Origin of the sequence: Hymenobacter rubidus (assembly GCF_016734815.1) — a bacterium.
Lineage (GTDB): Bacteria > Bacteroidota > Bacteroidia > Cytophagales > Hymenobacteraceae > Hymenobacter > Hymenobacter rubidus.
Genome location: NZ_JAERQF010000017.1, coordinates 89,924 through 105,789 on the forward strand (window position 1 = coordinate 89,924; position 15,866 = coordinate 105,789).

8 protein-coding genes are annotated in these 15,866 nt (G+C 52.9%); 7 read left to right on the forward strand and 1 reads right to left on the reverse strand.

Annotated elements, in window-relative coordinates:
* Positions 1–19: 19 nt before the first annotated feature.
* The 7 genes from JKL48_RS13135 to JKL48_RS13165 all read left to right on the forward strand — a co-directional run bounded on the left by JKL48_RS13135 (position 20) and on the right by JKL48_RS13165 (position 14,289).
* A complete protein-coding gene (locus JKL48_RS13135; protein ID WP_201983125.1) occupies positions 20–1,459 on the forward strand; it encodes a SusD/RagB family nutrient-binding outer membrane lipoprotein in 1,440 nt (479 codons plus the stop codon).
* Positions 1,460–1,724: 265 nt separating this feature from the next.
* Positions 1,725–4,973 carry a SusC/RagA family TonB-linked outer membrane protein gene (locus JKL48_RS13140; protein ID WP_201983127.1) on the forward strand — a complete coding sequence of 1,083 codons (3,249 nt, stop codon included), beginning with the start codon at positions 1,725–1,727 and terminating at the stop codon, positions 4,971–4,973.
* A gap of 3 nt (positions 4,974–4,976) precedes the next feature.
* Positions 4,977–6,662 carry a SusD/RagB family nutrient-binding outer membrane lipoprotein gene (locus JKL48_RS13145; protein ID WP_201983130.1) on the forward strand — a complete coding sequence of 562 codons (1,686 nt, stop codon included), beginning with the start codon at positions 4,977–4,979 and terminating at the stop codon, positions 6,660–6,662.
* A 42-nt stretch (positions 6,663–6,704) separates the two neighbouring features.
* Positions 6,705–7,427 (forward strand): hypothetical protein, encoded by a 723-nt coding sequence (locus JKL48_RS13150; RefSeq protein ID WP_201983133.1) that lies wholly within the window; start codon positions 6,705–6,707, stop codon positions 7,425–7,427.
* Positions 7,428–8,787: 1,360 nt separating this feature from the next.
* A complete protein-coding gene (locus JKL48_RS13155) occupies positions 8,788–11,949 on the forward strand; it encodes a SusC/RagA family TonB-linked outer membrane protein (protein WP_201983135.1) in 3,162 nt (1,053 codons plus the stop codon).
* Between the two features lie 102 nt (positions 11,950–12,051).
* On the forward strand, positions 12,052–13,563 hold the full coding sequence (locus JKL48_RS13160; protein WP_201983137.1) for a SusD/RagB family nutrient-binding outer membrane lipoprotein: 1,512 nt from the start codon (positions 12,052–12,054) through the stop codon (positions 13,561–13,563).
* 33 nt (positions 13,564–13,596) lie between these two features.
* Positions 13,597–14,289, forward strand: a complete 693-nt coding sequence (locus JKL48_RS13165; RefSeq protein ID WP_201983139.1) for a hypothetical protein — start codon at positions 13,597–13,599, stop codon at positions 14,287–14,289.
* Between the two features lie 78 nt (positions 14,290–14,367).
* On the opposite strand, the gene hslU is transcribed toward JKL48_RS13165, so the two are convergent.
* Entirely contained in the window at positions 14,368–15,771 is a 1,404-nt protein-coding gene (hslU, locus tag JKL48_RS13170; protein ID WP_201983141.1) for an ATP-dependent protease ATPase subunit HslU, read from the reverse strand.
* Between the last annotated feature and the right edge of the window lie 95 nt (positions 15,772–15,866).

The following is a 15,866-nucleotide window of genomic DNA, read 5'->3' on the forward strand; positions in this document are numbered from 1 at the left end:
ATTCCAATCGGTTATCATCATGAAAAAGACTCTTATACTTTGCTCAACTGCTTTGCTGCTGAGCGCTACTTCGTGCGTAGACAGCCTGACTGATTACAACGTAGACCCTAAAAGTGCCACCGTTGTCCCTGGTAGCACCCTGGTAGCGGGTGCCGAACGCCGCTTGGTTCGGGAAATCACCAGCACAAACGTCAACCAGAACCCTTTCCGGCTGTATGTGCAGTATTGGACCGAAACTACTTACTTGGACGAATCCAACTACGACTACGAAACCCGTACCATTAACCGGAATTTCTGGGCAGAAATGTACGTGGGAGTCCTGAGTAACCTCAAGGAGGCCAACCGGGTAATTGACGCTGATATTTCGTTGCAGCCGGCCGTAAAAGCCAACCAGAAAGCCTGTTCCGAAATTCTGGCCGTATATACATGGACTGTTCTGGTGAATACGTTCGGCAACGTACCCTATAGCGAAGCCTTGGACCCTACCAAGCCAACGCCCAAGTACGATGATGCGGCGGGCATTTACGCGGACTTGTTTACCCGCTTGGACGCAGCACTGGCCGCACTGACTCCCAGCGCGGCAGGTCTGGGGAGCGGGGATTTGATTTACGCAGGCGACGTCGCTAAATGGGCCAAGTTTGGCAATTCGCTCAAGCTTCGCATGGCGCTAACGGTTGCGGATGTAGATGCCGCAACCGCTAAAACGAAAGCTGAACAGGCATTTGGTAAAACGTTTGCTTCCAATACCGATAATGCGGTCCTAGCTTTCACCTCGTCTCAGCCCAACACCAACCCGCTTTATGAAGATATTTCGCCTGTCTTCAACCGCCAGGATTTCGTAGGCACTTCGTTTTTCATCAACCAGTTGGTTACGTTGAATGACCCACGTTTGCCGTACTACTTCAAGCCGAAAGTAGGCACCACTATTTATGTAGGCGGCACCGCCGGCGCTACCAGTGCTTACAACAACAACTCGGCACCTGGTGCAGCACTAGAAAGCCCCACGCTGCCAGGTGTGCTCCAAACGTACTCGGAAGTAGAGTTTCTGCTGGCAGAAGCCGTAGCCCGTGGTTTTACGGGAGTAACCGGCACTGCTGAATCGCACTACAACGCGGCAATTACTTCTTCAATCCAATCGTTTGGCTTCACTGCTGCCAGTGCTGCAACGTATCTGGCCCAACCTGCTGTTGCTTATACAACAGCTGCCGGTGACTATCGGCAGAAGATTGGCACTCAGAAATACTACGCCCTGTACAACAACCCAGTAGAAGCCTACAAGGAAGTTCGGCGGCTGGACTGGCCGAAGATTACGGCTCCCACATCTGCCATTTCGGCTTTCCCCGTTCGCCTGCCTTACCCAACAACGGAGAAAAACCTGAATGCAGCCAACAACTCGGCCGCAGCTTCTACCATTGGTGGAGATGTGGTAACGACGAAGATTTTCTGGGATAAATTCTAGAGAAAGGTTTAAATAAAATAAAAAGGGCTGCCGTAACTGGCAGCCCTTTTTATTTTTGTATGCATTTTGGTTTGGTATTGCATCAATAGAGTTGAACCAGAAGCCTAGTGAGTATACGATATTCTAGAATGCAACATCTTGTACTCAGGGCCATGTTTACCACTACTGGCCGAGGAAACTCATCAAAAAGCAGTACTTTCAACTTTTAGAATACTGCCACCCTAACAGTTTTTTCCCTTCTCAAACACACCCACTTTTACATTCAATGAAGAAAACCTTACTGTTAAGCCTGCTCCTGCTGCTGACCCTTGTGGGGCGGAGCTGGGCCCAAAGCCGCCCGGTGTCGGGCCGCGTCATCGACAAAAGCACGAACGAAGGCCTGCCAGGGGTGAGCGTTATCGTGAAAGGAACCACGACTGGCACCGCAACCGATGCCGATGGACGCTTTGCCCTGAACGTTAATAACGGCGCGGTACTCCAATTCAAATACCTGGGTTACCTCACCTCTGAACAGCCGGTCGGGGCCTCCGGTGTAGTGGATATCTCCCTGGCCGTTGATAACAAGCAGTTGGATGAAGTGACGGTTACGGCCTTGGGTATCTCGCGCGAAAAGCGGGCGCTGGGCTACGCAGTTTCGGAAATCAAGTCTGAACAAGTCGTGCAAAAATCCGAGCCCGACTTGTTGCGGACCATCTCGGGCAAGGTACCAGGTGTAAACATCCTCAGTTCAAGCGGGGTGCCGGGTGCTTCGTCGCGCATCACCATCCGCGGCAACACGTCGTTTTTTGGTGAAAACCAACCGTTGTTCATCGTTGACGGGGTGCCGTACGACAACTCCCAAACGGAGTCGGATAACCCAATTGCCAACGGTGCTTCTTATTCGAGCCGCACGGCCGACGTCGACCCGAACAACATCGCCTCCATCAACGTGCTCAAAGGGGCAGCGGCGGCGGCCCTCTACGGCTCGCGGGCGGCTGGTGGCGTTATCGTTATTACGACTAAGACTGGCGGCGGCGGCGCGCGCGGTGCCAAAGGCATCCAGGTAGGGTACACCACCGGCTACTCGATTGAAAAAATCGCGGCTTTGCCTAACTATCAAAATCGGTACGGCGCTGGCGCTAACTTCGTGAACTCCAGCGCTAATGGCTCGTGGGGCCCGGAGTTTGGCAACACTGCGCAAGGAGCGCCTGATTCCATCGCCCATCCGCAAGCCGGCAATCCAGATTTCCCCAATATTCCGGCCAAAGCCAAGATTCCGTACAAGGCGTACCCCAACAATGTAAAGGATTTCTTCAATACCGGGCACCTATTCGAAAACTCGCTGTCGCTGAGCAGCAACAACGAAAACTCCAGCTTCACCACCATCATTTCGCGGGCCGACCAGCAGGGCATCATTCCCAATTCGTCGTTTGTGCGCAACAACATCAGTGCTGGTGGCTCGGGTCGTTTCAACAAGCTGACGGTGAGCGGCAACGTGGCTTACACCAATACGAACCAGCAGGGGCCGCTGCAAGGTGCCAACAACCTGCTGGCTGGTAGTGCCTCGGCGTTCGCTCGCACCATGTTCCTGACGCGCAGCCTTGATTTGCAAGGCCTCCCCTATCAAGACCCGGTAACCAAAGGTCCCGTATTTGCTTGGCTGACTTCTCAGGCCGATAACCCCCTATGGTCAGTAGAGAATGCCATCTACAAGTCACGGGTTGACCGCATTGTGGGCAGCGTGGGCCTTTCATATGCTATCAAGGATTGGTTGAGCGTCAGCTACAGCGGCGGCATTAACACGTACACTGACTTGCGCACCTCTGTAATTCGTCCGGGCTCATTGGCCAATTTCGGCGTTAGCCAAGTGATTGAGGATGCGCTCCAGAACACGGAGTTTGAGCAAACCTTACTGCTGAACTTCAACAAAAATTTGACGGAAGACTTGACCCTGACTGCTAGCATGGGCCAAAACATCAACTCTCGTAAATTCGATGGCAAATCGTACATCGGGACGAATATCATCACTTTTGGCATCGATAACATCGAAAACACCGCTCAGAAAACCACATACGGCTATGCGTATTCGAATCGGCACCTGATGGGTCTGCTAGCCAATGCGCAACTGGGCTACAAGAACTTCGCCTTCGTAACCCTGACCGCACGCAACGACTTTTCCTCGACCTTGAACAAGGACGGCGTACTGGGTGCCATTGGCCATGGCAATACCGGCCGTTCTTTCCTCTATTCCAGCGCGGCTGTCGCATTGGTGCTAAACGAAGCGCTAAAACTGGATTATCGTTGGTTGGACTTGGCCAAGGTGCGGGTGGCTTACGGCCGGGTGGGTAAGGATGCTCCTGCCTACCGTTCGGGCGCACCGGGTTACGTGCCCAATGCACAAAACCTGACTAATGCATTTCCTTTTAATGGTGTATCAGCCATTAGCTTGAATACTACGGTGAATAATCCGGGTCTCACCCCAGAATTTTCTACCGAGTTGGAGTTAGGTACGGAACTGACCATGTTCCGCAACCGCATCTCGTTCAATGGAACCTACTACAACAAGAGTTCAACCAACCAGATTGCATACCGTTATCTCCCAACCGCCACTGGTTTCAACACTCGCTGGACCAATTTTGGCGAAATCAGCAACAAGGGCTTTGAGGTAGCACTGACGCTGGTACCGGTTGAAGCAGCAGGTTTTCGCTGGAGCAGCACCTTCAACTTTACGCGTAACCGCAACATCGTAGTAAGCACAACGTCACGGGGCGACACCCTAATCCTGGGCGGTGTTTTCAACATGCAGGCGTTGCTCATTCCAGGGCAGCCCTACGGCGTCATTCAAGGCAGCGCTCCTTTGCGCGACCCCAACGGGGAACTATATGTGAACCCGATTACTGGACGCCTGATACCCAACCCCACGCCGCAGATTATTGCGAACCCCAACCCAGACTTTTTGATGAGTTTCATCAACCAGTTTACATACAAGGGGCTGACGCTTAATATGCTCGTTGACTACCGCAAAGGCGGCCAGTTGTATTCGTCGACGCTACAGGAAGAATTGGGCCGGGGGGTAACGAAAGACACGGAGGACCGGACCCGCTTGGTTATTATCGATGGGGTTAGCTGGAACCCCGCTACCCAGTCCGCTGTCTTGGATGCAAGTGGAAAAGCCGTGCGTAATACCACAGCTATTTCGCTGAACGACTATTATTTCTCCAGTGCTGGCGCTGGCGGCGGCGCCGCTACCAATGGCTATAATGCTCAGTCGATTTACGATGCCACGACGGTGCGCCTACGAGAGGTGACACTAGGATACGACTTACCCAAGAAATTGCTCGGGAAAACACCATTTGGCCTAGTTAATCTTTCAGTTTCGGCCCGCAACCTGTATTGGTACTCGCCTAACCTGCCCAAAAACAGCAATTTTGACCCAGAAACAAGCACTTTCGGTGCCAGCAATCTGCAAGGATTTGAGCTCACCAATGCGCCCAACACGAAGCGCTACGGCGTGAACCTGCGGGTAAATTTCTAACCGTTGTTTGTACCTGGCCTTCTGACTTTTATAGACATGAAACTTTCTAATACTTGCTTTGCGCTAGCCTTCCTCGGCATGATGGCCGTCGCGCCTGGCTGCAAAGATTTTTACGACGTCAACGTAAACCCGCTGTCACCCACGTCGGCTACCTTGGCCCAAGTGCTGCCAGTGACGCAGGTTACCATGGCCGAAAACCTGGGCGACAACGTGGGCGGCCTGAGCCAGTACACAATGTCGCTGATGCAACAGTTGTACAACACACGCAACATTGGCAACTTTCAGCAAACCAGTGGCTCATTTAGTGGCGAGTGGGGTGGCCTTTACAGTGGCATGCTTGTGAACAACGAATTGGTTATTACCCAAGGCACTGCCGAAAAGCGGTGGGACTATGTGGGAATTGCGCAACTTCAGAAAGCATACGTATTCAGCCAGATAGTAGACCTGTGGGGAGATGTACCCTACTCGGAAGCCTTGCAAGGTGCCGTTAACGATGCGCCGCACTTTGATAAGGATGCAGATATCTACAACGGCACTGGTTCCATTCAAGGCTTGTTCGCCTTAATAGACGAAGGCATAGCCAACCTAGACAAGCCGACCACAGGAACCGTCGGTGCAGCTGACCTGATTTACGGGGGTAGCCCTGACAAGTGGAAGCGCTTTGGCCGTACGCTTAAGCTGAAACTGTACAACCAGATTCGCAAGACGAATTCCAATGCCGTGGTACAAAGCCAGGTTACACCTTTGCTTTCGTCGCAGCTTATGGAAGAAGGTGGTGATTTTCAGATTGTATACAATAGCTCCGTAACCCCGGACAACCGCAACCCCGGCTACGCACAGGATTATAGCGCTAACCCCGAGAACCGTATTGGCCGCTATTTCTATGAGGGTATGGTGACCCTAAATGACCCGCGCGTGCCCTACTATTTCTACAACCAGATAGCGAAGGGCAGCACCACCACCCAGCAGGACTATATCAGTCCACTTGACCCGCGCTTTGTAACCGTGCGGCCCGGTTCATCGGGCGCGTTCACCAGTTCCGCTTCCACGGCGGCGGTGCAAACAGTGCAAGGCCTGTATCCTATCGGGGGCAAATACGATGATGGTCTGGGCAATAAGGTAAGTTCGGCGGCGGGCAAAGGCAAAGCCTCGGCCCCCCAGCGCTTGCTCACCTACTACAGCCGCAAGTTCACTGAGGCAGAACTGCAACTGACGGTTTTCAATAACTCTGCTGCCGCCGCAACGGCACTGGAAGCAGGCGTGCGAGCAGCATTCAAAAAGGTAAACGTAGTTGCTGCCGCCGATGCCAGCCCGATTATTCCAGATACTGCGTCGGCCGCAAACCCTGCGCCCAACATCCGAAGCTATGTTACGGCCATGCTGGCCCGCTACAACGCAGCGCCGACGGTCGAAGACAAGCTGGAGGTCATTATGTACGAGAAGTACGTAGCCAGTTTTGGGTACGGCGTGGATGTATACACAGATTTCCGGCGCACCCACCATCCCAAGATTCGGGTCTCGTCGCAGGTTGCCAACGTTTCGCTGGGACTGTTGCCCGACGACGGCAGCACAGTGGGTTCAGGGGTATTCCCGCGGCGGCTGTATTATCCCACCTATGACCTGCTGCTCAATCCCAATGCTCCCCGCACCCAAAAAGACCCCAGCACTCCAATCTTTTGGGAACGCTAGGCTCCGGCCAGCCGCTGCATTCAACTTATATCGTTAAGTTCCATGAAACAATACCTAAATCATTTCCTGTTGCTCCTGTCAACTGTTGGCGTGCTTTCGTCATGCCGCGAGGACAGCAAATTACCAGCTCCCAAGCTTTCGGGGACCGTGCCAATGGTCAACCTGCAAATCTCGTCGGACCCAAATAAAAATCACTACGACTTCGCCCGTACCCGGGCCAGCAACAATGCGCTGGCGAACTTAACCAACCCTACCCGCCCGGTTTTTGAGTTCACATTCAACATTGACAATACACGCGATAAAAAAGTAAAGGCCGTAGAAGTTTACAAAAGCTTGCTCACGGGAGCCAGCTTCAGTGGTTACGTCGCTAGTGGCGGCAGCTTCGGCGCACGCGTACTGGTCGGAACTTATACATCTTATCCGGTTACGATATCGCTCAACAGTCAAGATGCCCTGACCGACCTAAAGCGGATTATTGGCCAAACCGGCACGGTAGCGCCTGCATTGCCCCTTCCCTATCTATTCACAGTAAAAGCGCCTTCTAATACGCAAGCCAACCTGATATCCATTAAGCAAGGTTCGGATGCAGTAGTCTTCACCTTTGAATACATCTTGGATGACGATAGCCGGGTGATTCTTACCCCTGTAACCAAGACTTCGGTGGTTGATAACATCAATGGCACGGTAGCTAGGACAGTAGATGTTTTAGCTACCACCACTCAGGTAAACTTCCCCTATGCAGCCGTTGCAGTAATTCGCGACTAGCTCGAATCCCACTCAACTTTCTAAAAGGCCAGCTTCTTTGCGGAAGCTGGCCTTTTGCGTATAGCTACCCTACTGGAATATACGTGGAAGTAGGCGCTTGCCTTGAGTAGGCATGGTCGCAGGAAATCCCAAGCTGGTAGTGCCCAATAGGGGTCGTAAGGCTGGAGCAGTCCTGTTTTCAGGTAGCTTACCTCGCATTCGGTGTCAGTGACTGGAGGGGCGGAGCCTGCCCCCGCCCGGCTAGTTGCGCCGCTTCACCGATTCCGTTCCACGACGGGCGGGGGCAGGCTCCGCCCCTACATGGTGTAGCATGTACCCTGACTCCGAAGTTGCTCTAATCATGACATATACAGGAGAGAGGCTATAGCTCACCTGTTAGGGCAACAAAAGCCAGTTGGACAACATTGACCTGCATTGAACGTAAATAAGGCTAGGCATTCAAGACCGAGGCGCTACGCCACATTTGGACATTAGCCTTCTTCAGCCAGCCGTGCCTGCGAGTAGTTGCCAGCACATCGCCTAGCATACCTGTGCGCCAGTTCTACGTGTACCACCGGCCGCGTATTACGTAGTCTGTTAACAGCCAGTATTTCACGCCAACTGGAGCACCTACCGCTTAAAACCGAGCTCTAATTCTTTCAGGCTCAGTCATACTAATCTATTCAGCTTGTACCGCCACGCCGCCCTCGGCCACCAGTCACCGTAACAGTTCGACTATGGTCTCAAATGCAACTCATTTTGATTCACTCTCTATTTTTATCAGACCGCATTACATACCCTTAATAGCAGACTATACCACGATGCATTACTTATAGGACTTACGCACTTCGAATGCTATACATACTATAAATCAGTGGTTTATAACAAAAGCTAAGTTTCGCTCTTGACTTTGATTATCAGCTGCTTAGCGTTTCAACTGAGTAAGTCCTTACTTAAATACCAGACTATCATTAATTTGATAACTATTAACGTTTCACCCACTGGTATAGTAGTAGTCTTTTCTTGGTAATATACCAACATGTCAATAGCACTGGCATTCGAATTGAGTTTAACCTCTCACCTTGAGTTACTAATGAGGCTGTCTAGAAAGCAAAAACCACTGTCATCGTAAGCATAGCGAAGGACCTTATCCCAACGGAACGGCGATTCTGCAGGCGTGATAAGGTTCTTCGCTGAGCTTAGGATGACCAATAGGCACCCGAGGCAAACCTTCTAAACAGCTTCAATAGTTAGTTGTAGAATTTTCAACTGTTTGCATTTATTTAAACAAAAAGGCTTCAATTTTCTTATAAATTTCTTGTTAGGTGCTATTTTTGGCAATTGCATAGTTTAAACCCTTTTCTCACTTCACTTTTCTCACATGAAAAAAATCTTACTCATGAGTGTTTTGCTCATGTTTACTCTTCTACATGGCGCCGTAGCGCAAACGCGCACTGTTTCTGGGAGGGTAACGGACCAAGCAACCAATAGTGGGCTGCCTGGCGTAACGGTACTCTTAAAAGGTACAACCAATGGGGTTTCTACTAATGCCGATGGCGCCTTCAGCTTAAGTGTACCTGAATCGGGGGGCACCCTGGTGTTTAGTTCGATTGGCATGGCGTCGCAGGAGCGTGCCATCGGCAGCGAGTCGCAGTTCAACATCGCACTTGCTCAAGATGTTAAGCAACTCAACGAAGTAGTTGTAACGGCATTGGGTATTGAGAGGGACCAACGCTCGCTAGGCTACGCAACGCAGCAAATCAAAGCCGACCAGATTTCGCAAAAATCGGAACCCAACGTGCTCAATGCCTTGCAGGGCAAAGTGTCCGGTGTGTCTATTGTAACTGGCAGCGGCCTACCTGGGGCCTCTACGAACATCAACATCCGCGGAATTACGTCACTGCAAGGCAGCAACCAACCCCTGTTTGTAGTGGATGGTATTCCTATCAGCAACGACCTCGACCGCACTTCGAACACGTTGTTTGGAGCACAGCAATCAAACCGAGCACTTGACATTGACCCCGAGAATGTTGAGAGCGTCAACATTCTTAAGGGTCCGGCAGCCGCCGCGCTTTATGGTTCACGGGCTGCTTCGGGAGCTATCATCATCACTACAAAATCGGGACGCAACCTGACCAAGAAGTTGGAGGTAACGGTAACATCGGGCCTCTCATTTCAGCAGATATATGGCCTGCCGAAGTTCCAGAATGAGTACGGCCAAGGGACGCAGTATGTTGACCAACTCACGAATGGTGACCCCAACACCGGCTCCACGCTCTCTTGGGGACCACGCTTTGGTACCACTCCCACACGGGCCAATGGCTTACTGCTGGCTGACGGCAGCACGTTGGATTACCGGGCTTACCCCGACAACATTAAAGACTTTTTCAAGCAAGGCACCATCCTGCAGAATGGGGTAAACATTGCCGGTGGCAATGCTGACCAGAACTTATCGCTGAACGTCAACAATACGCTTCAGAAAGGTATTACGAGGTTCTCTGAGTTGAACCGGACCAGTGTACAACTGAGCGGCAACACGAAACTGGTTAACAAGCTTCGCGCGGGTGGTTCGGTCAATTTCATTCAAACCAATCAGATAGGGCCGCAGCAGGGCAACGGGGGCTCGGCGTTTGGCCGGCTTCAGTCCATCCCGCGCAGCTACGATTTGATGGGCCTGCCCTATATCGACCCCATATCGTATCGTCCCATCATCATTGCGGGCGTTACCGAAAATCCGCGCTGGAGCCTTGAGCGCAACCAAACGACTTCTAACCTGACCCGCTTCATCAACGTGGCTAACCTGAGCTATGAGTTTACGCCTTGGCTGAATGTGGCCTACCGTGCCGGCCTCGATACGTATACCGACCGACGCAAGCAGGTATATGACTTGGGTTCAATTCGAGCGGCTACCGGGCAAATTATTGACCAGTCTTTTTACCGCTCGGAGTTCAACGGTGACCTGTTGATAACCTTGAAAAAGGAAAATCTTCTGACGGATGGCCTTAGCGCAAACTTGCTGCTGGGCCAAAACATCAACCAGCGCCGCTTGCAAACCATTACCTCCCAGGCCAGCGACCTGATTTTTCCTAACTTCTTCAATTCATCGAACGCGAAAGTTTACACAGGGACTTTTGAAACCAGTCAAACCCGCCGTCTGCTAGGGTATTACGGGCAGTTATCGTTGGCTTACAACGATTATCTGTTTTTGGAATTGACCGGCCGCGCCGACCAATCTTCTACCCTGCCACTGGCCAACAATACCTTCTTCTACCCTTCAGCCACATTGGGCTTTGTCTTTACCGACGCGTTTAAGATTTCCAATAAGTACTTCTCCTACGGTAAGATTCGCGCCAACGCATCGCGTGTAGGCCGGGATGCTCCCATTTACACGCTTGTAACAACCTATGGCTCTACGGGCACAGTAGGCAACAACGTCGCCAACATCACATTCCCTGTGACTAATACTGCTGGTACGTATGCGGGCTTCGACTATGCACAGACGGCAGGCGGTGGGGCAACATTGACGCCCGAGTTCACAAATTCATATGAAGTGGGCACCAATCTGGGCTTCTTCAATAACCGCTTAACTTTCGACCTGACGTATTTTCATACCATCAGCAAGAGCCAGATTGTACCGGTTTCGACGGCTCCATCGTCGGGCTTCCTGCAACGCTACGCCAACGTTGGTCGCTTGGACAACACCGGCTTTGAAGCATTGGTTAACATTACGCCCATCAAATCCGCCGGTTTCCGTTGGGATATCAACTCCAACTTCACCCGCATACGCAACGAGGTTAAGGAAATTTCGGAGGGCGTGACCGAGTCGCAAATCAATGGCAACACCTTCACAGGCACCAGCCCTTCCTTTGTAGTAGGCCAGCCTTACGGCGTCATCCGCGGCAACAAGAAGCCCACGGTGACCGACCCTGCCAGCCCCTACTTTGGTCAGTACATTATCAACCCGACTTCGGGCCTGTTTGCCCCCGACCTCACCAACCAGGTGATTGCCAACCCTAACCCGAAATGGCAGGCAGGCATTACGAACACATTTAGCTACAAAGGCATCTCCGCTTCATTCCTGGTGGATGAAATCTATGGCGGTGACGTTGTATCGTTCAGTACGGGCTCCTACAAAAGCGCTGGCACCTTGAAAGAAACTGGCGCCAACCGGGACGCTCCTCGGGTAATTAAAGGCGTGATTCCCAACGGAGATGGCACTTACCGCCCGAACAACATCCAGGTGGATGCACAGAACTACTGGGCTTCGTTTGGCTTGCAGAGCGACCTCAATGTGTATGATGCCACGGCAATTCGTCTGCGGGAGGTATCGCTGGGGTACTCTTTGCCTAAAGGCTTGTTGGAGCGCACTCCAATTGGCGGCGCCAGCATCACGTTCTCAGGCCGCAACTTGTTCTACTATGCCCCCAATGCGCCCTTCGACCCAGAGACGAACACCCAGGGTGCTGGCAACATTCGCGGCCTCGAACTCCAAGGCGCGCCGAATGCTCGCAACTACGGAGTTAACCTCCGTTTTACCTTTTAATCTTCTCTCCTTCTTGATATGAAATTACAGAGAATCATAGGCCTTTCCCTGGTAACGGTATTGCTGGGAACCGGAGGCTGCAGCGTAGATAAGTTCTTGGATGTGAACACCGACCCCAACAACCCGTTGGTGGCCACTCCTTCCAACCTCCTTCCCAGCACGATAATCGAAACCGGCTTCAGTAACGGCAACGAAATCAACCGCATTACTTCGCTTTTGGTGCAGCACGTAGCCGGTGTGGCCAACCAAGCTTTGGACCAAGACCGTTACAACATCCGCGGAGGTCTCGACAACCAATGGCAGGGCGAGTTGTATTCGGGTTCGCTAAAAGGCAGCCAGAAAATGATTGAAGCCGCGAACCGACTCAACAGCCCGTCGTATGCCGGCATCGGCAAGTTGCTCAAGGCATACAACTTCGCCATGACAACTGACCTTTGGGGCGACATTCCTTATTCTGAATCGTTGCAATTCCTGGACAAACTTCAACCTCGTTTCGACAAGCAAGAAGACATATACAAGGGCAATGCGTCCCTCAATATCCAGAGTTTATTTGACTTGGTTAAAGAGGGCTTGGCTGACCTCGACAAGCCCAGCACCTTTAATCCTACGAGCAGTGACGACCCGGTATACGGCGCCGGCAACCCATCAAACGCAACCGCTGCGCTCACGCAGGCTCACTTGGCTAAGTGGAAAAAAATGGGCAATACGTTGCTGCTGAAGCTGGCCAATACGGTTAGCAAGCGCGACCCTGCTTTTGCCAGAACCATCATCAACGCAGTGTTGGCCCAAGGCCCCACCAGCTACATTTCAGCAAACACGGAAGATTTCGAAGTTCCTTTTGGCTCCGCTGGCAACAGCCAAAACCCTATTTACAACTTCGGCTACGTACAACGCCCTGCCGATATGCTACTCAGCCAACGCTTGCTCGACAGCATGGCTGTGCGCAACGACCCGCGGCTGCCGTTCTTCTTCAATCAGACACCAACGCCAACCACAACGGTTAACATCACGGGAACTGTCACGACTGTGGGTGTCTTCACCGGCTACCAGAACGGCAGTGGCGCCGCCGTACCAACCCTGAACCTGACGGCCAGCCCGGCTATCAACTATCGTTCGCGTTACGGTACCTACCTCATTGGTTCATCGGGGTCGGCTCCCATCCGCCTGATTACCAATTTCCAGCGCCTCTTCATTATGGCTGAGTCCGCACTGGTGCTGGGTACATCAACAGGGAGCACTGGTGCCACGGTTCAAAGTTTATACCAAGACGCTATCCGCGCATCGATGCAGAAAGCTGGGGTAACGGATGCCGCCATCACAACTTATTTCACCAACAATCCCAAGGTGGCAATATTATCGGGCACAGACGACCAGAAGTTGAACCAAATTATGACCCAAAAGTGGATTGCTTGGGTCGGCAACGGTTACGAGGCCTACAACGACTACCGTCGCACGGGCTTTCCTAGGCTGGCGTTGGTGGCCAATCCACAAGGCGACAACGGCACCTTACCGCGCCGCTTCGTGCTACCGGCCTCAGAAACTTCTGGCAATGCCAACAATGCTCCCAAACCCACACCCAATACAACGGAGAAGGTGTGGTGGGATGTTCGCTAATGCCCGTTACTTATTAATCATTACATGCTTCTCATGAAAAATAACGTCATTTCTCTGTGTGCTTTGCTATTGCTGTTGGTTGGCACCTTTTCCTGCAAGAAGGAATACGGCGATAATCAACTTGGTCCGCTACAGGACAGCCTCGCGGACATTCCTGTTACGGTAACAAACGCAACCTATTTCGAGCGCTTTCCAGTAATCGAGGTCAAGGGCGCAACCGCCATTGTACCGCCCGCGACTACTCCGTCGCCCGCTACTCCTACGACCGCGCAACCAGGAGCTTTCTCCATTACTTTTTCTATTCCAGCAGACAAGGGAAAGATTAAGGAGATTACTCGCGTCGCCACCGGAGCCGCCGGACTCAACTACTTGCAGAATAACGTTGCGAGTGTAGCCACCGCTACGGTTCCTTCCCGGGCCATCACACCCAACGAACTGGCCTTGAACTACAACGGCAATGCAGCGAATCCCGGTACTACTGTCACCCCTGGCAATGGCACCAACACCATCACCTTCAATTCCAGCCTATTGGCTTACAACGACTACCGCAACCGCGTTGGTCCATTGCTGGATAATGGTGCCACCGGCCTTGCCCTCCTTGGAGCAGCTCCGGTTGCGGTTGCCTCCCTCACAGCACCTGTGCAACTGAGCTACTTCTTCCTGCTCACGCTCGAAGATGGCCGACAAATTATCCCAACCCAGGTGCGGGTGCGCGTAGCATTGTAACAACTATTGCTTGCTGCATTGAAAAAGCCCTGACCGAATCGGTCAGGGCTTTTTCTTTACCCTACAGGTCGTTTGTGACTACAAGATATACTGGCTCAAATCCCGGTTTTTCACCATGTCGCCCAGCCGCTCATCAACCAGCGCGGCGGTGATGAGGATGCGGGCGTTGGCCCCAATCTTGTCGGGTACGTCGTAGAGAATGTCGTTGAGCAGGCGGCTCATGACAGTGTGCAGGCGGCGGGCGCCGATATTTTCGACCTCGGCGTTCACTTCGGAGGCAATTTCAGCCAAGCGCTCCAAGGCGTCATCCTCGAAGGTCAGTTCTACTTCTTCGGCTTTTAGCAGCGCCTCGTATTGCTTGGTGAGGGCGTTTTTAGGGTCTTTGAGGATGCGGAAGAAGTCGTGCTTGGTGAGGCTTTGCAGTTCTACGCGAATGGGGAAGCGGCCCTGTAGCTCGGGAATGAGGTCGGAGGGTTTCGAGACGTGGAAGGCGCCTGCGGCAATGAATAGGATGTGGTCGGTGTTGACGATGCCGTACTTGGTGCTCACGGCCGAGCCTTCTACGATGGGCAGCAGGTCGCGCTGCACGCCCTGGCGGCTCACGTCAGGGCCGCTCTTGCCGCTGCCACCGCTGGAGGCTACTTTGTCAATTTCATCAATGAAGATGATGCCGGCATTCTCGCACTGGCGGATGGCCTCGTCCTTCACCTCGTCCATGTCGATGAGCTTGGCGGCTTCTTCGTCGAGCAGAAGCTTGCGGGCTTCGGCCACGGTCACTTTGCGCTTGCGGGTTTTCTTGGGCAGCATGTTGCCCAGCATGTCCTGAATGCCCGAGAGCGTGCCCTCGTCCATGCCGGGAGGCGCCCCCATGATGCCCACGCTGGGGCCGGCCTGCTGCACCTGAATTTCAATCTTACGGTCTTCGAGCTCGCCGTTTTTAATTTTTTGGCGGAACCGCTCGCGAGTACGCTCGTTCAGCTCGGCGTCGGATTGAGGCACGCCATCCCCTCCCCCACTGCCGAAGCCGAGGCCGGTTTTGGCACCCGCCGGCTGGCTGATGGCCGGAATGAGAGCATCGAGAATGACTTCTTCCACGGCTTCGGCAGCCTGCGCTTTCACGGCTTCCTGGCGGCGGGCTTTCACACGGTTCACGCTTTGCTCGGCCAGGTCGCGCACCATGCTTTCCACGTCGCGGCCCACGTAGCCGACTTCGGTGAATTTGCTGGCTTCTACTTTCACAAAAGGGGCATCGGCGAGATGAGCCAGGCGGCGAGCAATTTCGGTTTTGCCCACGCCGGTGGCCCCAATCATGAGGATGTTGTTGGGCACGATTTCGGCCTGCATATCCAGCGGAGCGTGCAGGCGGCGCCAGCGGTTGCGCAGGGCAATGGCGACGTGGCGCTTGGCTTCGTGCTGGCCGATTATGTATTTATCGAGTTCGGCCACAATTTGGGCCGGCGTCAGAAAATCTTGATTGAGCATGAACTATGTACGGGAAGAAGTTGATAAAAGAACGTCATGCAGAGCGCAGCGAAGCATCTTGCCCGCAGTAAGTAGTCCAATCGGTCGAATTACTT

Coding starts and splice junctions, on each gene's coding strand:
- hslU (WP_201983141.1), bottom strand. CDS start 15,771: ATGCTCAATCAAGATTTTCTGACGCCGGCCCAAATTGTGGCCGAACTC.
- JKL48_RS13150 (WP_201983133.1), top strand. CDS start 6,705: ATGAAACAATACCTAAATCATTTCCTGTTGCTCCTGTCAACTGTTGGC.
- JKL48_RS13165 (WP_201983139.1), top strand. CDS start 13,597: ATGAAAAATAACGTCATTTCTCTGTGTGCTTTGCTATTGCTGTTGGTT.
- JKL48_RS13140 (WP_201983127.1), top strand. CDS start 1,725: ATGAAGAAAACCTTACTGTTAAGCCTGCTCCTGCTGCTGACCCTTGTG.
- JKL48_RS13155 (WP_201983135.1), top strand. CDS start 8,788: ATGAAAAAAATCTTACTCATGAGTGTTTTGCTCATGTTTACTCTTCTA.
- JKL48_RS13135 (WP_201983125.1), top strand. CDS start 20: ATGAAAAAGACTCTTATACTTTGCTCAACTGCTTTGCTGCTGAGCGCT.